This is a genomic window from Hazenella coriacea (assembly GCF_004341825.1).
Lineage (GTDB): Bacteria > Bacillota > Bacilli > Thermoactinomycetales > Thermoactinomycetaceae > Hazenella > Hazenella coriacea.
The window spans coordinates 254,145-277,479 of record NZ_SMAG01000001.1 but is presented as its reverse complement, the minus strand read 5'-3'; the positions used below and the strand labels follow the sequence as shown (position 1 = coordinate 277,479).

General features: G+C 38.9%; 23 protein-coding genes. 15 read left to right on the top strand and 8 right to left on the bottom strand.

The features are described 5' to 3' along the window. Nucleotides 1-10: 10 nt before the first annotated feature. The 4 genes from EDD58_RS01350 to sdhB all read left to right on the top strand — a co-directional run bounded on the left by EDD58_RS01350 (nt 11) and on the right by sdhB (nt 4,636). Entirely contained in the window at nt 11-1,039 is a 1,029-nt protein-coding gene (locus EDD58_RS01350) for an ABC transporter ATP-binding protein (protein ID WP_131923046.1), read from the top strand. 418 nt (nt 1,040-1,457) lie between these two features. Then, nucleotides 1,458-2,105: a succinate dehydrogenase cytochrome b558 subunit gene (locus tag EDD58_RS01345; protein WP_131923045.1), complete on the top strand. Its 648-nt coding sequence runs from the start codon at nt 1,458-1,460 to the stop codon at nt 2,103-2,105. A gap of 21 nt (nt 2,106-2,126) precedes the next feature. Beyond that, complete coding sequence (gene sdhA, locus EDD58_RS01340) at nt 2,127-3,887, top strand: succinate dehydrogenase flavoprotein subunit (RefSeq protein WP_131923044.1); 1,761 nt, start codon at nt 2,127-2,129, stop codon at nt 3,885-3,887. Next, nucleotides 3,884-4,636 (top strand): succinate dehydrogenase iron-sulfur subunit, encoded by a 753-nt coding sequence (sdhB, locus tag EDD58_RS01335; protein WP_131923043.1) that lies wholly within the window; start codon nt 3,884-3,886, stop codon nt 4,634-4,636. Before sdhA ends, sdhB begins: the two co-directional genes overlap by 4 nt. 103 nt (nt 4,637-4,739) lie before the next feature. On the opposite strand, the gene EDD58_RS01330 is transcribed toward sdhB, so the two are convergent. From EDD58_RS01330 to EDD58_RS01315, 4 genes are all read right to left on the bottom strand, one after another. Next, nucleotides 4,740-5,654, bottom strand: coding sequence for a DUF1002 domain-containing protein (locus EDD58_RS01330; protein ID WP_131923042.1), 915 nt, complete (start codon nt 5,652-5,654; stop codon nt 4,740-4,742). Between the two features lie 256 nt (nt 5,655-5,910). Continuing rightward, nucleotides 5,911-7,437 (bottom strand): fumarate hydratase, encoded by a 1,527-nt coding sequence (locus tag EDD58_RS01325; RefSeq protein ID WP_131923041.1) that lies wholly within the window; start codon nt 7,435-7,437, stop codon nt 5,911-5,913. A 160-nt stretch (nt 7,438-7,597) separates the two neighbouring features. Beyond that, on the bottom strand, nt 7,598-7,840 hold the full coding sequence (locus EDD58_RS01320; RefSeq protein WP_131923040.1) for a DNA alkylation repair protein: 243 nt from the start codon (nt 7,838-7,840) through the stop codon (nt 7,598-7,600). A 20-nt stretch (nt 7,841-7,860) separates the two neighbouring features. Continuing rightward, a complete protein-coding gene (locus EDD58_RS01315) occupies nt 7,861-8,193 on the bottom strand; it encodes a winged helix-turn-helix transcriptional regulator (protein ID WP_165875737.1) in 333 nt (110 codons plus the stop codon). A 511-nt stretch (nt 8,194-8,704) separates the two neighbouring features. Here EDD58_RS01315 and EDD58_RS01310 point away from each other — a divergent pair. The 3 genes from EDD58_RS01310 to EDD58_RS01300 are packed head-to-tail and all read left to right on the top strand — an operon-like array spanning nt 8,705 to nt 11,141. Next, nucleotides 8,705-8,908 carry a hypothetical protein gene (locus EDD58_RS01310; protein WP_131923038.1) on the top strand — a complete coding sequence of 68 codons (204 nt, stop codon included), beginning with the start codon at nt 8,705-8,707 and terminating at the stop codon, nt 8,906-8,908. Between the two features lie 5 nt (nt 8,909-8,913). Continuing rightward, nucleotides 8,914-10,578, top strand: coding sequence for a SulP family inorganic anion transporter (locus EDD58_RS01305; protein WP_131923037.1), 1,665 nt, complete (start codon nt 8,914-8,916; stop codon nt 10,576-10,578). 14 nt (nt 10,579-10,592) lie between these two features. Further along, nucleotides 10,593-11,141: a carbonic anhydrase gene (locus tag EDD58_RS01300; protein ID WP_131923036.1), complete on the top strand. Its 549-nt coding sequence runs from the start codon at nt 10,593-10,595 to the stop codon at nt 11,139-11,141. A 395-nt stretch (nt 11,142-11,536) separates the two neighbouring features. Here the strand turns inward: EDD58_RS01300 and EDD58_RS01295 are convergent, their stop codons facing one another. The 3 genes from EDD58_RS01295 to EDD58_RS01285 form a co-directional block, all read right to left on the bottom strand. Next, on the bottom strand, nt 11,537-12,169 hold the full coding sequence (locus tag EDD58_RS01295; protein WP_131923035.1) for a TetR/AcrR family transcriptional regulator: 633 nt from the start codon (nt 12,167-12,169) through the stop codon (nt 11,537-11,539). Between the two features lie 115 nt (nt 12,170-12,284). Beyond that, nucleotides 12,285-13,070, bottom strand: coding sequence for a hypothetical protein (locus EDD58_RS01290; RefSeq protein WP_165875736.1), 786 nt, complete (start codon nt 13,068-13,070; stop codon nt 12,285-12,287). 35 nt (nt 13,071-13,105) lie between these two features. After that, complete coding sequence (locus tag EDD58_RS01285) at nt 13,106-14,686, bottom strand: alkaline phosphatase family protein (RefSeq protein ID WP_165875735.1); 1,581 nt, start codon at nt 14,684-14,686, stop codon at nt 13,106-13,108. Between the two features lie 399 nt (nt 14,687-15,085). Here EDD58_RS01285 and EDD58_RS01280 point away from each other — a divergent pair, with 399 nt between their 5' ends. Next, a complete protein-coding gene (locus tag EDD58_RS01280) occupies nt 15,086-16,324 on the top strand; it encodes a M24 family metallopeptidase (RefSeq protein WP_243648603.1) in 1,239 nt (412 codons plus the stop codon). Between the two features lie 71 nt (nt 16,325-16,395). Here the strand turns inward: EDD58_RS01280 and pdxK are convergent, their stop codons facing one another. Beyond that, nucleotides 16,396-17,205 (bottom strand): pyridoxine/pyridoxal/pyridoxamine kinase, encoded by an 810-nt coding sequence (pdxK, locus tag EDD58_RS01275; RefSeq protein ID WP_131923032.1) that lies wholly within the window; start codon nt 17,203-17,205, stop codon nt 16,396-16,398. Between the two features lie 413 nt (nt 17,206-17,618). On the opposite strand from pdxK, the gene EDD58_RS01270 reads away from it, so the two are divergent. The 7 genes from EDD58_RS01270 (at nt 17,619) to EDD58_RS01245 (ending at nt 23,285) form a co-directional block, all read left to right on the top strand. Further along, nucleotides 17,619-17,837 carry a helix-turn-helix domain-containing protein gene (locus tag EDD58_RS01270; RefSeq protein ID WP_131923031.1) on the top strand — a complete coding sequence of 73 codons (219 nt, stop codon included), beginning with the start codon at nt 17,619-17,621 and terminating at the stop codon, nt 17,835-17,837. Nucleotides 17,838-18,138: 301 nt separating this feature from the next. Continuing rightward, on the top strand, nt 18,139-19,233 hold the full coding sequence (locus tag EDD58_RS01265; RefSeq protein WP_131923030.1) for an MrcB family domain-containing protein: 1,095 nt from the start codon (nt 18,139-18,141) through the stop codon (nt 19,231-19,233). A 250-nt stretch (nt 19,234-19,483) separates the two neighbouring features. Then, complete coding sequence (locus EDD58_RS01260; protein ID WP_131923029.1) at nt 19,484-20,536, top strand: coiled-coil domain-containing protein; 1,053 nt, start codon at nt 19,484-19,486, stop codon at nt 20,534-20,536. A 589-nt stretch (nt 20,537-21,125) separates the two neighbouring features. Next, a complete protein-coding gene (locus EDD58_RS14705; RefSeq protein ID WP_165875734.1) occupies nt 21,126-21,281 on the top strand; it encodes a hypothetical protein in 156 nt (51 codons plus the stop codon). 810 nt (nt 21,282-22,091) lie between these two features. After that, nucleotides 22,092-22,379, top strand: coding sequence for a hypothetical protein (locus EDD58_RS01255; protein WP_131923028.1), 288 nt, complete (start codon nt 22,092-22,094; stop codon nt 22,377-22,379). A 33-nt stretch (nt 22,380-22,412) separates the two neighbouring features. Continuing rightward, nucleotides 22,413-22,739 (top strand): hypothetical protein, encoded by a 327-nt coding sequence (locus EDD58_RS01250; RefSeq protein WP_131923027.1) that lies wholly within the window; start codon nt 22,413-22,415, stop codon nt 22,737-22,739. Nucleotides 22,740-22,973: 234 nt separating this feature from the next. Next, nucleotides 22,974-23,285, top strand: coding sequence for a hypothetical protein (locus EDD58_RS01245; protein ID WP_131923026.1), 312 nt, complete (start codon nt 22,974-22,976; stop codon nt 23,283-23,285). Nucleotides 23,286-23,335: the final 50 nt, after the last annotated feature.

The following is a 23,335-nucleotide window of genomic DNA, read 5'->3' as shown; positions in this document are numbered from 1 at the left end:
AGAATCAGTGATGGGTTCATTGCTAAAAGTTCATGATCTCCACGTTAACTTTCAAACAGGTGGGGGGATCGTGCAAGCAGTTCGAGGTGTTTCTTTTGAGCTTCAAGAAGGCGAGTTTTTAGCGATTGTTGGTGAATCTGGAAGTGGAAAAAGTGTGACGGCTCAGGCGATTGTCCGGTTGATCCCTACCCCACCCGGAAAAATTAGTCAAGGTGAGATCCTATATCAGGGGCGAGATTTAACGCAAGTATCTGAAAGAGAAATGTTTAAAGTACGGGGAGCAGAAATTGGGATGATTTTTCAGGATCCAATGACTTCACTCAATCCAACGATGCAGGTTGGAAAACAAATTAGTGAAGGTCTCCGTTGGCATCGTGGATTGGACGCTGCTGAAGCAAAAAAGATAGCAATCGAGATGCTAAAACTTGTTGGAATCCCAAATCCCCAAAAGCGTGTTCACCAATACCCTCATGAATTTAGTGGTGGGATGCGACAAAGAGTGATGATCGCTTTGGCATTAGCCAGTGAGCCCAAAATTCTCATTGCTGATGAACCAACTACTGCTTTAGATGTAACCATCCAAGCACAGATTATGAAACTGATGAAAGCCCTGCAACAGCGTATGCAGACTTCTATTATCTTAATTACACACGATCTAGGAGTTGTAGCTGAAACGGCAGATCGCGTAGCAGTGATGTATGGAGGACGATTGGTTGAAACAGGTTCAGTCGAAGAAATCTTTAAACAACCACATCACCCATATACGTGGGGGCTACTTGCATCGATGCCACGAATGGATCAATCCAAGGATCAGGAGTTACAACCAATTCCAGGTTCTCCTCCGGATTTATTCGAACCACCTTCAGGATGTCCTTTTGCAGATCGTTGTCCATTAGCGATGCAAGTATGTCTCGAAGAAATGCCACCCATGACCTCGATTTCGGAGAAGCATCAAGTGGCTTGCTGGTTAGAAGACCCTGAAGCACCTAAAGTAGATCAAGAGCAACTAAAACATTTGTTTGCCCATAATAAGTGTTGATAAATTTTGAACAAAATATGTCATTTTAACGACGAAATAACGAATGATTTTTTTGGAATAAATAATAGAAGAAACTCCTAATATAAAAAACAACACCTTTTTTGATGAGAATGGTGTTGTTTTTTAATTATGTGAATAGGCATGTATCTAAAATCCTTGCTTAAATAAGTGGTTTTTGCAAACGTAACAAAACAATATGGCTAGATGTTTTTTTGGGATATAAAAAACCATATTATGGGTGAAGAGGGATTAGTTATAGACTGAAGGATTTGTGGCATTTCCTTGACGCTTTTATATCATTGGGAGTACAATAAAAGCGTTGATGTGAAACCCCTTTCTCTATAAATTTTGTAAAAAGGGGTTCGCGATTGCTAGTTCTATCTGAATCTGCGATTAAATCCAAGATTGGAGGCACACGATGAACATGCAGCGCAGTTTCTTTAACCGTCGGTTACACTCCTTACTAGGCGTCATACCGGTGGGCTTTTTTTTGGTTGAACACATGTTAATGAACTATTACGCTACTAAAGGGGCAGGCGCTTTTGTGGAGCAAGTAGAGTGGCTATGGGGGATCCCATTCCTGCTCGTCCTGGAAATCTTTTTTATTTTCTTGCCGTTGTTGTATCATGGTATTTATGGATTGTATATCGTGTTCCAGGCAAAGAACAATGTAGGTAATTTCGGTACATTCCGTAACTACATGTTCATGTTGCAACGTGTCACAGGAGTACTCACCTTACTATTCGTTTTTTGGCACGTTTGGGAAACTCGTATTCAAGTAGCATTGAATGACTACAATCCTGAGCAGTTGGCTAACTTAATGCATACTCTTGTTTCCAATCCCGTCGTATTGGGAATCTATATTCTTGGAGTCATTGCCGCTGTCTTCCATTTCAGTAATGGAATGTGGGCATTTTTAGTCAGCTGGGGAATCACAGTAGGTCCACGGGCACAACGCATCTCAACTTGGGTTTGGGCTGGTGTGTTCGTACTCGTTTCGTATCTAGGTGTTTCTTCCTTATTAGCTTTTGCAGATCCTGCATTTGCTCAGCAGTTGGCACAGTAGGTAGAAGGGAGCAACTTGCCAATGAATGAAAAGATTATTATCGTCGGTGGGGGGTTAGCTGGTCTAGCAGCAGCTCTTAAATCAGCAGAATCTGGCGCCGATGTTCAACTATTTTCGATTGTTCCTGTTAAACGCTCTCACTCCGTATGTGCGCAAGGTGGCATTAACGGAGCGGTTAACACCAAAGGGGAAGGCGACTCTCCTTGGGAGCACTTTGACGATTCGATTTATGGTGGGGACTTCTTAGCCAACCAACCACCGGTTAAGGCTATGTGTGAAGCCGCACCCGGAATCATTTATTTAATGGACCGGATGGGTGTTCCATTTAACCGTACACCTGAAGGGTTGATTGACTTCCGTCGTTTTGGTGGAACCCAGCATCATCGTACAGCTTATGCTGGAGCAACCACTGGTCAACAATTGCTTTACGCATTAGATGAACAAGTCCGTCGTTATGAAGTTGAAGGTAAAGTGACGAAGTTTGAGCATTGGGAGTTTCTTTCCATTATTCAAGATGATGAGGGTCGTTGTCGTGGGATTGTGGCTCAAGACCTCAGAAGTGGTAAGGTCGAATCTTTCCCAGCAGATGCAGTGGTTTTAGCAACAGGTGGTCCTGGAATTATCTTTGGTAAATCAACCAACTCCATGATTAACACCGGTACAGCTGCAGCTGCTGTTTATCAACAAGGTGCATACTACGCTAATGGTGAGTTCATTCAAGTCCACCCAACAGCGATTCCTGGGGATGACAAGCTTCGTTTGATGTCTGAATCAGCTCGTGGTGAAGGTGGTCGGGTATGGACTTATAAAGACGGAAAACCATGGTACTTCCTTGAAGAAATGTATCCAGCTTACGGAAACCTCGTACCACGGGATATTGCGACACGTGCGATCTTTAAAGTGTGTGTCGATATGAAGTTGGGAATCAACGGAGAAAACATGGTTTACCTTGATCTCTCTCATAAAGATCCTAAAGAGCTAGATATTAAATTAGGTGGAATTATTGAGATCTATGAGAAATTTATGGGTGAAGACCCACGTAAAGTCCCAATGAAGATCTTCCCAGCCGTTCACTATTCAATGGGTGGTTTATGGGTTGACTATAATCAAATGACGAATATCCCAGGTCTGTTTGCAGCAGGTGAATCAGATTACCAATACCATGGTGCAAACCGTTTGGGTGCGAACTCATTACTCTCTTGCATCTATGGTGGTTTACTAGCTGGACCAAAAGCGATCGAATATGTTCGTGGCTTGGATAAATCAGTAGATTCCTTGAGCAGTGAATTGTTTACCTCACATCAAAAAGCTGAAGAAGAAAAATACAATAACATCCTTAACATGGATGGTAATGAAAATGCGTATGTTCTTCATAAAGAGCTTGGTGAGTGGATGACAAAGAACGTAACTGTTGTTCGTTATAATGATCGTTTGCTAAAAACGGATGAGAAAATTCAAGAATTGATGGAACGCTATCAAAACATCAACATGGTTGACACCAGCCAATGGAGCAACCAAGCAGCTCCGTTTACACGTCATCTATGGAATATGTTACAACTGGCTCGTGTCATCACAATCGGTGCATACAATCGGAATGAAAGCCGTGGGGCACACTATAAACCAGATTTCCCAGATCGTGATGATGAAAACTTCTTGAAAACCACTAAAGCATTATTTAAGCCTGAAGGTCCACAATTTGAATATGAGCCTGTCGATGTATCTTTAATTAAACCACGCCCACGTCGCTATGATGTTGACAAAGAAGGGGGCGCCAAAAAATGAGTGAGCAACAATGGATTCAATTGATCGTAACACGACAAGATGGTCCTAACGAACAACCATACAAAGAAGAGTTTAAAATTCCCTATCGTAAAAATATGAACATCATCTCAGCATTGATGGAGATTCAGCGGAATCCTGTCAATGCTAAAGGTGAAAAAGTAGCACCTATTCAGTGGGAATCGAACTGTTTGGAAGAAGTATGTGGAGCTTGTTCGATGGTGATTAATGGTCGTCCACGTCAATCTTGTACCGCACTCATTGATAAATTGACACAGCCGATTCACTTAGAACCCATGAAAACATTTCCGGTCGTTCGTGACCTTGTTATCGATCGTGGTCGGATGTTTGATGCTTTAAAACGTGTAAAAGCATGGGTCCCAATCGATGGCAGCCACGATTTGGGTCCAGGTCCTCGACTTGCAGAAGTTGATCGTCAATGGCGGTATGAGCTTTCTAAATGTATGACTTGTGGTGTTTGCTTAGAGGCATGTCCAAATGTTAATAGCAAATCGGAGTTTATTGGTCCATTTGCTGTTGGACAAGTACAATTGTTTAACTCCCATCCAACAGGAGCAATGAACAAAAACGAACGGATTGAAGCCTTGCTTGCAGATGGTGGATTACAAGAATGCGGAAACTCTCAAAACTGTGTTCGTGCCTGTCCAAAAGGGATTCCACTTACTACAGCGATTGCAGCAGCTAACCGTGAAGCAAGCAAACATATGTTTAAAAAATGGCTTTCTTTCTAATGTGATTTTCGGTTACCAAAAGTACCTGTTTCAATCGAAACAGGTACTTTTTTTATCATTAAATATAAGCAAAGCCCTCCCAGACTCGGGAAGGGCTTTACTGTTACTTTTCTGTAGCTTTAGAGGAAGAAGAACTAAAGAAGTCGCCAATTGCACTGAATAATTCGCCGAGCCATTCAAGGATCGAATCAATAATTCCTTGTGTTTGTTCTGAGTTAAGTACATTGGCAAGGTCGCCTTTTAGCTTAGAGAGTTGGTCACTAAGTTGGTCCCAATCGAGATTGAGAGAGTTAAAGTTTTGAGAGAACTGAACGAGTTGGTTAATCGATTGATCACTCAAGTTGATATTAAATTCTTGTGAGATATTGATAACGATATCTCTGTATTCTTCTGGAGTGGAAGGACGCTCAGTGGCAATCTCTTTCTTGAGTTCATTCATAAACTGAGCTGCTTTATCAGGGTCGTTAATCTCTTTTGCGACTTCATTGGTTCGAACGATTTCTTCGTTGGCTACTTGCTTTTGATTTTCATCAATCTTTTTACCCGTTGCTTCTTCAAAGGCTTTAATGATCCCTGTGAGTGCAGCTGTTCCGGAAACATTGAAAGGTGCAGTGACATAGATATCTGCATCTTTAATCCCTGCGGTAATCGCTGCGTTGGCATACATACTTGGTGTAATCGCAGTAATATTTTTGGTTTTTACATCCATACCTTTGCCATCACCAGTTAAAACGATTTTAGCTGATGAAATGGCCCGAGTTCCGATTTCATTCCGGGACATATACTTACCTAAGTATTGGTATTCTTCTTCGTTTGTCACATCCAAGATTTGAACATTATTCCCATTTGGATCTACTTGCATTTCTTGTAGAAGTGCACTTCGCTCAGAATCTTTAAGGTCTTTCCCCAATGTGACTACTGTTTCTCCAGGAATCGCATCCGCAGAAGCCATCATGGTTGGGAATGCTAGGAAAACAGCAGTGACTGCAGCTAAGGCAACCGTGCCGATCTTTTTCATATTCTTGAATATCATAGAAGTAAAAACCCCCTTTATTGTATATAAAGACAATGGGTATATTTTTGTTTCAACCAATTCGAGAAATCAAAGAAAAAATCTTTAAGAATTAGGTCTGAAACGTAATAGATTTCCAGTTCTATTGTATCGTGTAATATAGATTCTGTGAACAGTAAAAAAGGTGGGAATGGATAAAAAGAGCCAAGCCTACGTGATCACTATCAACGAGGACTTAGCTCTTTGATTAAGAAATAGTTGATTAAAAGACAGGGTCTTTTAATTCGGATAGCTTCTCAAGAGAAGATTTATCTACATCAGCATGTAGACTATTTCCATGAGAGTCCATAGTGACAATGGCAGCAAATCCTTTTACTTGTAGATGCCACATAGCTTCAGGAACTCCAAACTTCATAAAGTCGACTCCATCTACTTTTTCGATGCAATTGGCGTAGTATTGAGCAGCTCCACCGATTGCATTGAGATAGACTGCACCATGTTCTTTTAAACCAGCCAATGTTTTAGGACCCATACCGCCTTTTCCAATGACTGCACGAATACCAAACTTTTTAATGATATCGGCTTGATAGGGTTCTTCTCGAATACTGGTTGTCGGACCAGCTGCTTTGACATGCCAAGTTCCTGCTTCGTCTTTTAACATCACCGGACCACAGTGGTAAATGACGCCACCGTTCAAATCAACGGGACTATCATGATCCATCAAATATTTATGCAATGCATCACGACCGGTATGCATAGGTCCGTTGATAATAACAACATCGCCTACTTTAAGATCTCGGATTTGCTCTTCTGTAATGGGGGCGGTCAATTCGATTTGTCGAGTTCCACTAGGAGTGGATTGAGCTTTCTCTTCCCCTTTTTCCGTGGTGATTTCTTCGTCTTTATAAAGCCAACTCGTAATTTGGCCATCTGTATTTAAGGTGACTCCTTGACGACGGAATGCCCAACAATTGTATGCAACGGATACGAAAAAACTAGCAGGAAGTCGATTCATGGCTCCGATTTTACAACCGAGCAAAGTAGTATTTCCACCGAAGCCCATCGTTCCGATGCTTAGGGTGTTTGCTTTTTCCATAATATAATCTTCTAGTTGGGCTAAATCTTCATTGGGATTGGTATCGGTAACTTTTCTAAATAGCTGTTTTTTAGCTAGTTCGTAACCAGTGGTGCGGTCACCACCCACACCAACTCCGATAAATCCAGCACTACATCCTTGACCTTGAGCTTGATAGACGCTATGGAGGATACATTTACGAATCCCGTCTAAGTCTCGACCAGCTCGACCTAATCCTTCTAGTTCGCAAGGAAGACTGTACTGGATATTTTTATTTTCACAACCGCCGCCTTTTAAAATGAGGCGAACTTCAATCTCATCTTTTTCCCATTGATGATAATGAATGACGGGTGTTCCTTCACCAATGTTATCCCCGCTATTTTCACCTGTTAATGAATCAACGGAGTTAGGGCGAAGCTTTCCTTGTTTGGTCGCTTCTACTACAGCAGTGTGAATCGCTTTTGACATCTCAATCTGGTTGACCCCAACTGGTACGTGGATCTCAAAAGTGAGCATTCCAGTATCTTGGCAGATGGGAGAAATATTCTCTTCAGCCACTTCGATGTTATGAGAAATGGTTGAGAGAGCCAGAGTCGCTCGTGTCCCTGCATCTTCTTTTGCTTTTGCAGCATGAATGGCTTGTCTTACATCTGGAGGTAAGTTGGTAGATGTTTCAGTGATGAGTTGTAAGATCGAATCTTTTAAAGCATCCATAGTAAACCCCTCTTTATTCCCATTTAAATTCAAAAAGATACTCTCATTATCCTATTATAGTACTTTCCTACGCATTCTTCACATCAAAGAGTCAATGAAAAGAGTCAATGAATCGAAACAGCCATCCGATTTAATTACGGATGGCTGTTCATTGTAGCTCTTATGATTGATGTATACGAGCTTGTTGAATAAATAGCCGTTCTGCTTCAACCATGCCACAAACTCCACATTGTACACGATATGGATCACCATCGTATTTAAACTGAAGAGGGTCATCAGGGTCTAAGTACTCGATAACGTCCCCTGTTTCTCGATCTTTTTTAACAGATTGTACGACTTGTTCAATGAGATTGAAGCGGCTACGGTTTGTTCCACAATGAGGACAGAGATAAGGAAATGACATCAGAAAAGCACCTCCAACTGTTACATTTCCCCATCAGATTGCTCGACATCCATCCATTCTTCGGCCCATGCTTGAATAGAGTCAAAAACAGGAGCCATCGCTTTTCCTTTTTCTGTTAACTTATATTCAATCCGGACCGGAGTCTCTGGATAGACCCGACGCTCGATAATCTTGTGTGATTCCAGCTCCTTCAGTCGTTCCGCAAGCATTCTTTCGCTCATTTGAGGGATTTGCTCGCGAATATCACGAAATCTACTTGTTTTTTCCATGAGAACACGAATGATTAAACCCGTCCATTTTTTAGTTAATATTTCAATGGCAGATTCAAACTTTGGACATATACAACGGTCCATCCGACTCACCTCCATTCTATAGTAGGTGCTTTTGAGAACTTCATATTTTTTAGTTGATTACATTTAGTATATCCTTTTCTGCAAAGAGATTCAAAAATGAGGTAGCTTCAAATATAGTCACATTGTAAAGTTGTTGCATCATTTAATCCCCATCGCTTCAATCTATGATTTTCATGCTACATGCTCTCACTGTAAAAAAGATCAATCCAATTTATTCCTCATGTGTTGACACTATATAGTTTTAGAGTTTAAATATACCTAAGGGGGTATATGGAACCTTTTTGTTTTTTTGTTTCTAATATACCCATATGGGTATTTGCGGATTCATAAATGATCAGTTGCACCAAAGTAACTCATCGGGGGTTAGATGAACCAAGATGTCAACTGTATAAATTGTAGTCACTAAGAAAAAATATAGTTAGAGAGTATGTCTAATAGAGTAAAGCCTAGTTAGAAAGAACCCCGAAATTGGCTGATAATCATTGGGGCTTGGGATCAGGAGGGGAAAGAAATGTGGAAATGGGCTGAACGGCTGTTGATTGATCGGTGTCCTGTGTGTGAACAGCGATTAGAAGTTGATTATGATCAATCAAGTTCCTTAATCACTGTAAAGGCGTGTCCTTCTAGGCATTATACAAAAGAAACATACCCTTTTCTCGAACAAACATTCGAGTTTTATCCATCGAAAAAAGAAAATATTAGAAGGGGGCGTTAGTGATTATGATACGAAAAGTAGTTCCTGCTGTTAACTGGTTAAGAAATTATAAAAAATCGGATTTGGGAGGGGACTTATCGGCAGGACTTATTGTTGCGATTATGCTTATCCCCCAAGGTATGGCTTATGCGATGTTAGCTGGGTTACCGCCTGTGATTGGTTTATATGCTTCTACGATACCGCTGATCATTTATGCACTGTTTGGTAGTTCAAGACAACTGGCGGTTGGACCTGTTGCGATGGTATCGTTACTTGTGTTTTCGGGAATCTCAACCTTAGCCAAGCCTGGAACCAATGAATATATTGCACTTGCGATTCTGCTGGCTTTTATGGTGGGAATCATTCAGTTATTTCTTGGTTTGTTTCGGCTGGGTTTTTTAGTGAATTTTTTGTCTCATGCAGTTATTAGCGGTTTTACCTCGGCGTCTGCAATTATCATCGGTTTGAGCCAGTTAAAACACTTGTTAGGAGTAAAGCTATCAGGTGGAGAGAATGTGATTCAATTACTTATAGAAGCTTTTCAAAAAATGGGACAAACGAACCTGATTACTTTAGGAATTGGTTTAGCAAGCATCTTTATTCTTGTGCTAATCAAAAAAGTAGCGCCAAAAATTCCCGGGCCTCTTTTCGTTGTTGTAGGAAGTACCCTGCTTGTCTACCTGATGAAATTAGATCAATCTGGTGTAAAAATTGTAGGTGAAGTTCCTCAGGGCATTCCATCTCTTTCTTTACCAGGCTTAGATTTAGGAGCGATCCAATCTTTATTGCCAGCGGCTCTAACCATTTCATTTATTGGATTTATGGAGTCGATTGCGATGGCTAAAGCAATTGCATCTAAAGAAAAATATAAAGTGAATTCTAATCAAGAATTAATCGGACTTGGATTAGCCAATATTGGGGGATCCTTTTTCTCTGCGTATCCGGTTACTGGAGGGTTCTCACGTTCAGCGGTTAACTATGAGGCGGGTGCTCGTACGCCTTTAGCTTCGATCATCACAGCGATTATCATCGTTTTAACATTACTCTTTTTTACTCCTTTGTTCTATTATCTTCCTCAAACCGTATTAGCTGCAATTATCATGGTTGCCGTATATGGATTAATTGATGTGAAGGAAGCGATCTATTTATTTAAAGTAAAGCCTATAGATGGGTGGACTTTGGTGCTGACGTTTGTCGCTACTTTAACCTTAGGGATTGAAGCAGGAATTTTGATTGGGATTGTGTTTTCACTTCTTGTATTCATCGGACGTAGTGCTTATCCTCATGTAGCAGAATTAGGTTTCCTACCTGAGAAAAATGTGTATCGAAATGTGAAGAGGTATCCAGAAGCTAAGACTGATCCTGAAGTTTTGATTTTTCGTGTTGATGCTTCTCTATACTTTGCCAATATGTCATTTTTAGAGGATCGATTGCGCCAGTGTTTGTCTGATCGTCCTGAAGTAAAATGGATCATTTTTGACTATTCTGGAGTCAATGCAATTGATGCAGTTGCAATTGATTCGATGGAAGAACTGATGGTAACATATCAAAGGTCAGGTCAAAAGATTATATTTGCAGGTATCAAAGGACCTGTCTTAGATCTTATGAAGAAAGCTGGTTGGGATCGAAGGTTTAAGGATCAGATTAGTTATCTATCCATTGAAGAAGCATTACAATCAATTGGAAAATGATAGGAGAGTGTTAGATGGGTCAATTAAATCTAAAGGAACAGCATGAGCGATTTGTACAAGAAGCGGTGGAGCAGAAGCCGACTTTTTTCGAGGAGCTGAGTAAAGGTCAGTCTCCCGAATATTTGATGATTGCTTGTTGTGATTCACGGGTGAGTCCATCCACGATTATGAAGGTGCCTTTGGGTCATCTTTTTATCCATCGAAATATTGCTAATCAGGTTAATCATAACGATGAGAGCTTTAGTGCAAGCCTGTATTTTGCATTGAAACACTTGGGTGTTCGGAAGGTCATTGTTAAAGGTCACACCGATTGTGGAGGAGTGAAAGCAGCTTATCAAGATAATCAGGAATCTGAATTGAAGCCTTGGCTAGATCATATTAAAAAGGGGCTTCAATTCGGCCAAAATGGCTTATCTTCACCCAATGAATTGTTTAAGAGGAACGTAGTACAACAAGTGAAAAACTTAAAAGAGCATCCCGTTTTCAAGAAGTATGGGAAAGGTGTCGAAGTAATCGGATATTTATTTCATGTGGAGTCGGGAGAGTTGGAAAAGGTAGTTTAATGTTTTTATGATGATGAATTGAGTGATCTAATTGAATATATTTTGAAAGCAGGTTCAGATCAGTGAACCTGCTTTTTGGGGTGTTGCTATATTATATGTAAACATCAATCTGCTTACTTGGGTATTTATACAAGCAGTTTGATGGGTAATAAAGGAGGCTCTATATGAAGGGTTAGTTACATTCTATGAGTGCTTTTCATATTATGTCGTTGTTATGTAGATGGTGGGGATTGATTGGTAGATAGATGTAATCTTTTTGTAATATGAATGTAATAACCTCTATATACTTTCATTCGATAACTATCTATTTTTTATGTCACTAAGAATGAGTTTTCGCAAAAAAATTTTTATTAGGTAAGGACAACTTATTATTTCTTTTGGATATTCGTAAATAGTTAGAGGGTTTTATTTTCTTTGACTTCACTACGCGGTCGAAGCCCCAACTCTAAAATTCGGAATAACTCTTCAAATTGTGTCAAAAATTGAGATTGGGATTGCTCTGGTGAATGGTCACGGAGTCCAAGAGTTAACAAAGTGAGTATGGAAGAGATTAGTTTGGGATTGTAACTGGGATCCACATCACCTCGCTTCATACCTAATCGGACTAATTGTTCCCAGGTATCTGAGATTGTTTGTCGTAAACGAGTCCTTACTTCATCATGCCATGGGTAGTCGCTAAAGGTAGCACGATAGACGACTTGATTAAGTTGAGGATGTTGATGGTGAAATTGTGTATTTTCCCGGATCGCTACTTGAACATATGAGAAAAAATCTAAGTTCGACTTATTGTTTAATAATTCAGACATAAAAACACTCTGCTCTTGACAAGCTAAGTCAACTAAGTAGAGGTGTAGATCTTGTTTATCTAAAAAATATTGATAAAAACTGCCTTTTGCAATCCCAGCTAAAGCAACGATTCTTGAAATAGAAGTATTGATCGGGTCATAGTCAGCAAATTCAGTGATGGCTGCACCAATTACTTTTTTCTGTTTTTTCTTGGGTAGGTTAAAAAATGTATCCTTAGGCATGCATGTTTCTCCCTTATAAAAAAGTGACTATATCGTCATATAACGATATAGTCACATCATAAACCCATTTAATATTTCATTTCAATAGAGTTTATTTCACAAAGGTTTAGCTCAATTAATGGGTTGATTGATCCAGTTCTTCGCTCGGAGGGGCTGGAGGATGAAAGATCGGTTCTACGCGTTGACGAACAGATTGAAAGTACTCACGAATTTGTAGTCTGCTTTTCCCCTGATCCTTTAGAAGTAAAAGATGATCGAGTAAAAGAGGGGACCATGTTAGCTTTAGGACTTGCTCTGTAAAAGTATGAGCAGCGATCTCTCGTAAACGGCGAATTGGTTTATGGCTGACAAAGGGTCCCCATATTTTTTGTTTGGCTCGAGGAAGGATTAAGTCTGTTCGTTGAATTTTTGTCTCCTCCAAATGGTGAAACCACTCATGGACCAAATGGAGCTGAATCAAATCTTTCTCCCCCACAGGTTGTTTCATCTCTCGGAAGAACGTTTCCATTTGACTGAGAGAGGAACGGTAGATCTCAATGGATGGAGGTTTGCGGATGTATTGTGCACGAATCCAAGAGTTTGCGGGTTGGTGTTGGAAAAATCGAACCCTTACTCCTTGTTTCAATAGCGTATTAATCAGGAAAGTCAGTTCAAGATTTTTAGCAAACTTTTTAGCTGCTTTTTCTCCATGCTCCATAGCCAATTGGATGAGTTGTGGGATTTTTTCATCAGGAATTTTAGAGAATAACTCATCTTGCTCCAACTCCAAGTAAGCTAAATAAGTAAAGGGCAATGTAGGCCAAATCACAGACAATGAGACTTGATGGAGTCGATTTTCGTTCATTCGATCAGAGTGTCGCTTTGTCTCAGTGACTTTCACTTGTTCTCCTCGTTTCGACAAGGTTTGATACACTTGTATGTAGAGAAGAGCTTGCCCTATTCATCTTTTTTCTGTTGCTCCTCATTGGACGATCCAACTAATTGCAGGATCCAATTTTTCAAATCGATGATGCGTGGGTGAGTGGGTTGTGAATCGGTTCCAGTCACAATCATTGGTACATACGAGTCGATGTGATGGAGAGAGCCGTGTGCCGCTCCGATATGTCTGGGAGATGCTTCAGCAATCATTTCATAACCAGGTGAACAAGTGACCACCACCATTCGTTGCGCAGCATCCATGACTCCTGATAAACGGAGTAAGACATCGGGATATAGACCATACTCCACTTGTTGATTCTCTGTCACTGTCAAATCTAGGATGGCTAAATCCCCCTCAAGATGCCAAGATTGTTGATACTGATCTTGAAAGGAACCGCCTTCTTTAAACTTCAGTCTTCCTGGGGTTTGGCCACTTTCTACTATGATTATGTCTTGTTCTTTCCAAGCGATAATGTCTAATTTAGATTCTGATTTACATTTCCCTATCACATCTTCAATCGACACATTTTCAGATACATAGATATAAGCCGAGCGTTCATTTAAGCATAAAATCAATTGATCCTTTTCTGAAGGTTTTTTTTGTCGAATTGGCATGATGGAAAAAGGCTTTAAGATCTGGCGCAAGTCTATATAGGACTGCTTTTTATCAGGGAGCAAATTGGTTTGCCCGCTATCTCCCATCACAATGAAAGTGGCTTGCTGAATCGCATCTTCCCATGATGGAAATGAATGTAGAATCGTTTGTAACTCCTGATCAGCTTGGATAATTCCCTTGATCTCAGAGGTACCTTTGAGATGAATATCCCCATCATTGTCAGGTAGATAAACAATAGAAAATGCAGGTAATTGCTTGTTGGCAATGATTGAACTCAGCTCCATTTGTGCAAATCGGTCGTTCATTCCATAGCGAAAAAAAGCACTCGCTTTTTGTGAATGTGTACTGGTCTGCACAAGTGATCCATAGGAAAAGATTTGAGGAGCCATGGTGGCTATTTTTCGTGGTAACAGATTAAACAGTACAGCGAGTCGAGGGGATCGCAATGTATGCTCAAAGGGCCCTCGATAAACAACAGCGTTGATCGAAGCTGTTGGTTGATCCAAAGCTTCATGAATTGTCGTCACATCTTTACTTAGGAAATCTTGGTTTAAGCGGGTTAGACTATCAGTCACAATTTGTTTACTGCCAAATACGATGGTTTCTCGTAATCCTGTTCCTAGGTTAACCATTCTTTTTTCCGTAGGATGCATATAACATAAACCAAAGATGTGGTGTTGATTAGGGGTTGTTCCAGTCAACAAAGTACTATCTATACAGACAGACATTGTTGGAAAAGGAGAGACAACTTGTGGAATGTATTTCCCGTGTTTTTTCAAAAATTGAAAAGCAGGAGCTTTTCCCATCGCGATGGCTTCTTTTAAAGGTTGATCCATCAACGAATCGACTATTATTAAAATAACCGGTTTTCGAGATGAAGGAGGTAAGGATGGGACCGGTTCTATATTTCGGTTTGGACTTACTAAAAGCCACAGTACGATCACGACCACAACAAAAATGAGTAACCATAATGTAATTCCCATGAACGACATCCTTTAACATGTAAGCTTTCACTGTCCAGTTACTTTACTCTATATGAGCATTTTTAGTCACATATTGATCCAGATCCTATTGGGCGCTGTTTCTCTGTCTCACTCTCGTAGCGAATCCGCCAAAGTCGTTCGCTAGAGAAATATCTCCCCTCCAAGATTCATTGAATCAAACCACTTGATTTCTTTTTGCTCAAGTTGAGTACTTTAGTAGTATCAACTTATCCAACAGTAGGGCGTCGTATCTTTTGAGCGAAACCCTCTTCAGAGAGGCCGATCATAGCCTTCATAGACCCTACTGTAGTTAACTTTTATCATTCCTCAAGATATTTTCATCTATTCAAAAGGAAAAAACAGAAATGAAAAGGGTTTCAAACGGGTGAGAGAGAATTTTTGAAGAAGACATATTTCGCTAACAGAAAGGATGAAGCTTTTATGCACTCATTGCCACTAGTCCCTGTATCTGAAATTAAGCAACGACTTCAAGATTTTCAGCAAACATTGCAACAAATGAAGTTAGATGGAGCACTCATTACTCAGAATATAGATATTTACTATTTGTCTGGTACGATGCAAAACGGAGTCTTATATGTCCCAAAGTCAGGTGATCCCTGTTTATATGTGAAAAAAAGTGTCACTCGAGCCGAATTTGAAGCCTCGATTCCTGTTGAAGAGATGGGCAGGATGAAAGAGCTAGGAGATAAGATTAGGAATCATTTTGGTGAGGTGAAACGTCTGGGAATTGAGATGGATGTTTTGCCTTACGGTCTTGCGCAACGCTATTTAAGTATGTTTCCTGGAGCGGAAGCTGTGGACGTCTCCTTTGCACTTCGTCTTCAACGAGCTGTCAAATCGTCTTATGAGTTAGAACAATTACGAGAAGCAGCGCGCAGGGTTCATGAGATTGTGGTCTCTTTACCAGAGATGATTCGTTTAGGGATGAGTGAGGTAGAACTCGCTGCCCAGATCGAATATAAGTTACGAGTTCAAGGCAATATCAGCCTATATCGGATGCGGGGCTATAATCAAGAGCTAGCTTTAGGAATGGTCGCTTCAGGGATGGCTGCTGCTACTCCTACCTACTTTGACGGGCCTGCTGGGGGATTAGGTCTAACGACGGCTAGCCCACAAGGATCAGGACATAAAACGTTTACTAGTGGGGAGCCCATCCTCGTCGATATCAGTACAGTTGTAGAAGGCTATATTATAGACCAAACACGGATGGCTGTGGTTGGTGAAATGGACGATGATCTACAACAAGCATATGAAATTACTCGCTCCATTTTACGTGAAATCGAACAGATGGGACGCCCCGGTGTGAGTTGGGAATCGTTATATCTGAAAGCGGTTGAAATGGCAGATCAAGCAGGGTTAAAAGAACATTTTATGGGGTATGGAAAAGATCAAGCTAAATTCCTCGGACATGGAGTGGGATTGGAATTAGACGAATTACCTGTCTTAGCTCGTGGATTTAGCCAAGAGTTGGTCGAAGGGATGGTCATTGCGATCGAACCTAAGTTTACTTTCCCAGGTAGAGGTGTTGTAGGGATCGAAAATACATATCTCGTCACTACACAAGGACTTCAATCATTAACGACTGCACCTGAAGAGATTGTAAAGATTGAAGCTTAAGAGTTAGGGATATCGTAAATCAACCAGCCACAGCGATCAGACAGATTCGCGGGCTGGTTGTTCTTTTTGTCTTACTTAATGGGGTATAAACGGCAAGCATGATGTTTCAATGGTCCTACGTATTGGTTGATAGGGAAAGAGTGGCGAATCGCTTCAGTAATAAAAGATTTAGCGACTTCAATCGCTTCTTTAACAGGCTTTCCTTTCGCCAACTCAGCTGTAATAGCTGCTGAATAGGTACAACCTGCTCCATGTGTATTTGTCGTTTTGATGCGATCTCCTTCTAACACATCAAACGTTTGTCCATCATAAAGAACGTCAACCGCTTTTTCGTGTTGAAGCTTGCCGCCGCCTTTGACCAATACATATTTGGCACCCAAATCATGAATTTTAGCTGCGGCCTCTTTCATGTCGTCCACAGTACGAATCGGTTTTCCTTGGCTGAGTTGTTGTGCTTCAAACAAATTGGGAGTGACTACTGTTGCTTTAGGGACGAGAACTTCTCGTAGGCTGACTGCAGTGTCAGGTTGAACAAGCTCATCTGTACCTTTACAAACCATCACAGGGTCAATGACAACATGTTCTACATCATATTTTTCAATCGTTTCGCCAACTAGTTCAATCACTTCAACAGAGCCAAGCATTCCCGTTTTTAAAGCTTGTACGCCAATGCCCTCTAAAATTGTTTTTAACTGGTCTTTTAAGGTATCCATAGGAATGGGGAATACTTGATGTGACCAGTTATCATCGGGGTTCATCGTTACGATCGTCGTTAAGGCGGTCATCCCATAAACTCCACATTCCTGAAAAGTTTTCAAGTCCGCTTGAATCCCAGCGCCACCACTGGAGTCAGAACCTGCAATCGTCAATGCTTTAAACATACCTGTACCCCTTTTCTCTCTAGCCTTGAGCGAAACCGTTCTCAAGACTTTTTTATAGTATTTAACAATGATTTTCTACTATCTTGAAAAGAGTTATGACATCATGAACTGAATCGCCTCTAGACCTAATCCAAGATATCACTCACTCTTAAAAAGAAAATAGGAACCACTTATTATAGTACTTCTTGTGAACAGAAGAGAAAAGAGAATTTTTAACTCGGAAAGTGCTGGAACCCCTTAATCTTTTTTGCATAAAATGTGAAAACAATATGAAGCAAGAATTTAAAAATAACAGAAGCAACCGCCTATTTTACCTCATTTGCCTCACCTTGATCGATTCTTGCTCATAAGATAGTTTGACTGGTCCCTGACCCTCGTGTTCTTAGTGCTCGAGCAAGGAAGGGTGGCATCATTTGAATAACCAAAAAGGTAAATCCTTATTAACCAATCGGGAGAGGGAAGTTTTCGAGCTACTCGTTCAAGACAAAACAACCAAAGAAATCGCCCAACATCTCTTCATCAGTGAAAAAACCGTCCGCAACCACATCAGCAATGTCATGCAAAAGCTCAACGTCAAAGGACGATCCCAAGCTGTTGTGGAGCTCGTGCGGTTGGGTGAATTGAAAATTTAAGAGTCGCGTAACCCTACCGAAGTCATGGAGTGGTAGGGTTTTTGTTTTGGGGTGGGTTTGGAGTGATTCATTTTAGATTCAAAAGAGTTAAAAATGACACTAATATATATTTCATTTAATATTAATTCAATTAGAAAATTATATAATAGTAATGATAAACTATAATTATACTTAGGATCAGTAGTGCTGATTAGGAAATGGGTAGGCGATGGAACAAAGTCATTTGGTCCAGAATAATTGATCCTAAATCATGGTGAATCGACACTACTGATTTACTATTTATATTTGGGAGAAGAGTTTTATGAAAGAAGTTTTTACTACTATTCTAAGAAACTATATAAGTGAAGCTAAAAGTAACTTTGGAGGAAATAAAATTGGTGAATTTGTCCGTAGTTTTGCAGTTGAAGAGGTAAAAGAAAAAGCTAGTATTGATTCAAGTCAATACTGTATAAAAGGATCAGTCGGCCAAGGGAACTGGGCAGAGATCCCTTGGATCTTGATTTCTGATAAAGGTATAACAACTACTGCCACTAAAGGTTACTACATAGTTTACCTTTTTAGAGCTGATATGAGTGGCGTTTATCTGTCTTTAAATCAAGGCTGGACCTATTATAAAGAAAAATATCGAACAACTGATGGTAGACATAAGATCGAACTTGTTTCTGATAAATGGAAGGAAATTCTGAACTCACCATTAAACGATTTTTCATTTGAACCTATTGATCTTCATTGTACAAAGTCACTGGGCAAGGGATATGAATTGGGGCATATTTGCGGTAAGTTTTATGAGACCGGTAAGATTCCTAATAATACTGTATTAGTAAACGATTTACGCAATCTAATTGGAGTTTATCGTGAAATCAAAGGATATATGGGTGGGAAGGAATTTAGCGAAATCAATGATTTAATAATCGCAAATAAATTTATTTTATCTCTTTCAGAATTTAGTTATCAAGCAAATATTGATAGATCTAAACCTAGTGTCACTCCTGAGAAGCCGCAAAAACGCCCAAAAAGAAAATTGACAAACGGTATTGAAGAGTGGGAACGTAATGAAAGAATCTCTAAGGAAGCCATACATAAGGCAGGTTATGTGTGTGAATACAATCCGGAACATAGGACATTCGTATCTAATGTAACAGGTAAGAATTTTGTTGAAGCACATCATTTGATTCCACTCGCTAAACAAGGGGAATTTCAATATAGTCTTGATGTGCCTGGAAATATAATTTCGCTGTGTCCAAATTGTCATAGAGCCATTCATTTGGCTACACCAGAACAAAATCAAAAAATCATTAAGAAACTATATCATAGTAGAAAAGATAAGTTAGTATCATACGGAATTGATATAAAGTTAAGACAACTATTAAAGTGTTATAATGACAAGCGATCATAAATGCCGGAATTTAAACGGGTTCTGTCCATACGAAGAAATGTTTTATAACTAAACTCTAGAAATAGGACAATTTGTTGATAAATAAATGAAAATGAGGTTCATATGTTGTGTTCTGACACAATGTATGGGCTTTTTTTATTCATTTTTGATTAGGGTAGACATGATTCAAGGTATCCCCATTTTGGCATACCTGATTCGATACACTTAGGATAGAAAATAAAAATCCTAATTTAGAGAAGGAAGATAAAAGATGGCAAACATCACAGAAAAAAACACCAAAGCCACCATTCTTACGGCACTTCGAGAAGCTGAGAAAAAGATTGCTGAGTTGGAAAAAGGAAAGTTGAACGCTGTTGCTGAAACTACGGCTAAAAAAGCAACTGAAACCATCACTAAAGCAGACCAGATTGTAGAAGATAATGTTGAGAAGAAAATTACTGATTTGTCTAAATCGATTTCTAGATTGTTAGGAAAAATCAATGAAGATATTGTCGTTGAGATGAATAGTTTACAAACGATCAAAGAAGCAATTGAAATTAAAGAGGCTGAACTAAAAGAATTATTCGGTATTGAAAAGCAGGCACATACACTTGCAGCACTCGTGAATGCGCACCAAGAACTGAAGCTAGAGCAAGAAAAAGAGTTAGTGGATGAAAAAGAAAAAGCTGCTGCTGAATTGGCTGAGATCGTAAGTCAAATTAAATTGAGTCGTGAAGAGTACGAGACTTTAATCAAAGAGCAAAAAGAGAAACTAGTTCAAACGAAAAAACGTGAAGAAGAAGAATTCAAATATGAATTTGCTAGACATAAAAAGCAAGCCATGGACAACCTTGAGGATGAGATTACGAGTAAACGTAAGGAATTCAATGCAGAATTAGAAAAAACAAACGCTGAACTAAGTACATATGAAAAGTCTTTAGGTGAACGTGAAGTGGCAATCGAAAAACGCGAACAAAAATTAGATGATCTTGAAGCAGAAATCGCTGCTTTTCCAGCAAAATTAGCTGAGGCAAAAGCGGAAGCAGACTCTAAAGCCTCCTCAGAAATCAAGCGAGTACTTGCCATACGTGAAGCAACTCTTAAAAAAGAAGTCGAAGCAGATCGGCGTATTCTCGAAGCTGAGCGCGAACATTTAAGATCACAACTAGAAACAGCCAACCTAACCATTAGTACACTACAAGCGAAGTTGGATGAAGCTTACAAACGTATTCAAGAAATGGGAATTCAAATGGTATCCAGTTCCAATGAATCGAAAGCATTTGATAAAATTGCAGCACTTGTTACTGAAAAGAATACAAAATAAATGATTACTAACTCATTTGAGTAAACCAGCTTGATTAAATTAGAAATCAGGTGGCTTAATTCAATGAACCTAGAAAGAGAAATAGTGACCTAATGGGATTTGGATCATCTAAAAATGCTCATATAAAGTTACTAATGTTTAAAATATAGATTTGTATTATCTCGTTGTAGTAGTGTCGATGAGGCAATATTCACCTTACATATTCGTGCATCGGAGCTCAATTTTCTCCCTCCATGAGCTTGTCCCTTGCAAAGAAGTGGAGAAGTCCATTTCACCCTTTGATTCCGGGAGGAGGCAAAAGGCAACGAAGGATCTCAAGGAAGAGTTGCCTCCTCTTTTCCTTCATCAAAGGGTTCCACTAAGGATCGGTACAAAGTCATTTCGAGCGAAATATCGTCTCCTAACTGTTGGTAAATCAACACTACTGATCTTGTTGCCCCTTAGCTTTTGAATTCACTTCTATAACTGTTAAGATTTTCATAAGTGACCCATCTCAAAAGTCAGGAGCTTTGACTTTTATATAAGCAAGGAACTATTAAATTGGTGTAATGGGTAAAATTCAAATAATTCTACAAGGAGAAAAAACAGAATGCCACACTTTAACGAAGAAAAGCTAAAAGAAATCCTTGTTAATGAACATAAACATTCATATGAGAAGGAAGTAGAAAGTTTAAAAAAGCTCGACGAATCATTACAAAAAGCATTGCAACAATGGATTGAGCGATCTCTGAAGAAATTGAAGTAGAAGGTGTCACACTCCAATATATTATGGATAAATGGGATAGTAATTATATAGATAAGGATATCGTATAAAGGTGAAAAATGTTCTTTTGTATTTATTTTTCTAATTCCTTACATATATCATGCTTAAAAAAACAACAAGATTCAAATAATAATTAAATTCCTATAATAGATAAAACTGATAAAATGCTCAAAGAGGAAAACAAAATGTCACTTTTTAACGAAGAAAAACTAAAAGAAATTTAAACCATTCGACTTATAGGGCAGAGCAGGAAATTGAAAGTTTTAAAAAGCTCAACGAACCATTACAGAAAGCTTTACAACAATGGATTGAGGATCGAACCATCTCTGAAGAAATTGAAGTGGAAGGTGTCACACTCCGATATATTATGGATAAATGGGATAGTAACTTTACTAGTGCTTTGTTTCTCATGAGTGCATTTATGAAAGAGCCCCGAAAAGCCGCAAAATTCAAATCGGTCCCTTTCTTCTTCATTAAATAAGAATGTGAAGCTAAAGTGAATAAAGAAGAATGGATTAGAAGCATTAACTGAAGAGTCACTAAAGGAAAAATTGTTTCCGGAATGTATCCAATCACAATCATCTTTTATTTTATATGATTCAAATTGACTCCTGTCTTCTTTAAATAAGGGTATTGTATAGAGTAAAGACGAAAATGTTCTTTATCTTTAGTTTGCTAATTTCTTAGATCTATCACGATCAAAAAATAACAAGATTCAAGAATAATTAAAATGCTATAATAGACAAAATGCATAAGGGGGAAAACAGAATATCGTCACTTTTTAACGAAGAGATGTTAAAAGAAATCCTTTTGAATGAATGTAACTTTTATCAATACCAGGCAGAAATGGAAATTGACGGCTTGAAGAAACTCCAAGAGCCATTACAAAGAGCATTGCAACAGTGGATTGAGGATCGAACGATCTCTGAAGAAATTGAAGTAGAAGGTATTACAATTAAATATATTATGGACAAATGTCAAAGTGATTTTACCAGTGCCCTAACTTTTATGAGTGTATTTATGGATGAACCCGAAGAGGCCATAGAGTTTAAATCAATTCCTTTTTTCTTCATTAAATAAGGATGTTTTTATAGTATAAAAGGGGGGGACAGAATGTCGTCACTTTTTAACAATGAGAAATTAAAAGAAATCCTTTTGAATGAATGTAATTTTTATAATCACCAGGCAGAGAAGGAAATTGAAGGCTTGAAGAAACTCCAAGAGCCATTACAAATAGCATTGCAACAATGGATCGAGGATCGAACCATCTCCGAAGAAATTGAAGTAGCAGGTGTTAAGCTGAAAGATATTATAGAAAAAAGGAAATGTAACTTCACCAGTGCTCTATTTCTCATGAGTGTGTTTATGGATGAACACAAATATGTAGAAGATTTTAAGTCGATTCCTGTTTTCTTCAAAAGGGATACAGGTAAAAGATGAATAAAGAGTGGATCAGACTGGTTATAAATTGGAAGTGTAGATATAAAAGATCTATAGAAGACTTATAATCAACATAATCATCCTTTATTTTCTATGATTCAAATCGATTCCTATCTTCTTTAAATGTTTTTTATCTTTATTTTTCTATTTTTTACATATATCATTCTTAAAATAACAAGATTCAATAATAATTATAATTATTTAATAGATAAAATACATAATGGGGAAAACAGAATGTCATCATTTTTTAACGAAGAGAAGCTAAAAGAAATCCTTTTGAATGAATGTAACTTTTATCAATACCAAGCAGAAAAGAAAATTGAAAGCTTAAAAAGACTGCAAGAGCCATTACAAAAAGCATTGCAACAATGGATCGAGGATCGAACAGTCTCTGAAGAAATTGAAGTGGAGGGTGTTACACTTCAATATATTATGGATAAATGGGAAAGTAATTTCACCAGTGCCTTGTTTCTTATGAGTACATTTATGGATGAGCCCCAAGATGCTATAAAGTTCAAATCAATTCCTTTCTTTTTTATTAAATAAGGATGTAATAGTATAAAGGCAAAAATGTTCTTTTTTGTTTAGTATGCTAA

What these genes read in the sequence shown, in the direction of transcription:
- EDD58_RS01350 (WP_131923046.1), top strand. Translation starts at nt 11, where the DNA reads ATGGGTTCATTGCTAAAAGTTCATGATCTCCACGTTAACTTTCAAACA.
- EDD58_RS01345 (WP_131923045.1), top strand. Translation starts at nt 1,458, where the DNA reads ATGAACATGCAGCGCAGTTTCTTTAACCGTCGGTTACACTCCTTACTA.
- sdhA (WP_131923044.1), top strand. Translation starts at nt 2,127, where the DNA reads ATGAATGAAAAGATTATTATCGTCGGTGGGGGGTTAGCTGGTCTAGCA.
- sdhB (WP_131923043.1), top strand. Translation starts at nt 3,884, where the DNA reads ATGAGTGAGCAACAATGGATTCAATTGATCGTAACACGACAAGATGGT.
- EDD58_RS01330 (WP_131923042.1), bottom strand. Translation starts at nt 5,654, where the DNA reads ATGAAAAAGATCGGCACGGTTGCCTTAGCTGCAGTCACTGCTGTTTTC.
- EDD58_RS01325 (WP_131923041.1), bottom strand. Translation starts at nt 7,437, where the DNA reads ATGGATGCTTTAAAAGATTCGATCTTACAACTCATCACTGAAACATCT.
- EDD58_RS01320 (WP_131923040.1), bottom strand. Translation starts at nt 7,840, where the DNA reads ATGTCATTTCCTTATCTCTGTCCTCATTGTGGAACAAACCGTAGCCGC.
- EDD58_RS01315 (WP_165875737.1), bottom strand. Translation starts at nt 8,193, where the DNA reads ATGGACCGTTGTATATGTCCAAAGTTTGAATCTGCCATTGAAATATTA.
- EDD58_RS01310 (WP_131923038.1), top strand. Translation starts at nt 8,705, where the DNA reads ATGTGGAAATGGGCTGAACGGCTGTTGATTGATCGGTGTCCTGTGTGT.
- EDD58_RS01305 (WP_131923037.1), top strand. Translation starts at nt 8,914, where the DNA reads ATGATACGAAAAGTAGTTCCTGCTGTTAACTGGTTAAGAAATTATAAA.
- EDD58_RS01300 (WP_131923036.1), top strand. Translation starts at nt 10,593, where the DNA reads ATGGGTCAATTAAATCTAAAGGAACAGCATGAGCGATTTGTACAAGAA.
- EDD58_RS01295 (WP_131923035.1), bottom strand. Translation starts at nt 12,169, where the DNA reads ATGCCTAAGGATACATTTTTTAACCTACCCAAGAAAAAACAGAAAAAA.
- EDD58_RS01285 (WP_165875735.1), bottom strand. Translation starts at nt 14,686, where the DNA reads ATGGGAATTACATTATGGTTACTCATTTTTGTTGTGGTCGTGATCGTA.
- pdxK (WP_131923032.1), bottom strand. Translation starts at nt 17,205, where the DNA reads ATGTTTAAAGCATTGACGATTGCAGGTTCTGACTCCAGTGGTGGCGCT.
- EDD58_RS01265 (WP_131923030.1), top strand. Translation starts at nt 18,139, where the DNA reads ATGAAAGAAGTTTTTACTACTATTCTAAGAAACTATATAAGTGAAGCT.
- EDD58_RS01260 (WP_131923029.1), top strand. Translation starts at nt 19,484, where the DNA reads ATGGCAAACATCACAGAAAAAAACACCAAAGCCACCATTCTTACGGCA.
- EDD58_RS14705 (WP_165875734.1), top strand. Translation starts at nt 21,126, where the DNA reads ATGCCACACTTTAACGAAGAAAAGCTAAAAGAAATCCTTGTTAATGAA.
- EDD58_RS01255 (WP_131923028.1), top strand. Translation starts at nt 22,092, where the DNA reads ATGTTAAAAGAAATCCTTTTGAATGAATGTAACTTTTATCAATACCAG.
- EDD58_RS01250 (WP_131923027.1), top strand. Translation starts at nt 22,413, where the DNA reads ATGTCGTCACTTTTTAACAATGAGAAATTAAAAGAAATCCTTTTGAAT.
- EDD58_RS01245 (WP_131923026.1), top strand. Translation starts at nt 22,974, where the DNA reads ATGTCATCATTTTTTAACGAAGAGAAGCTAAAAGAAATCCTTTTGAAT.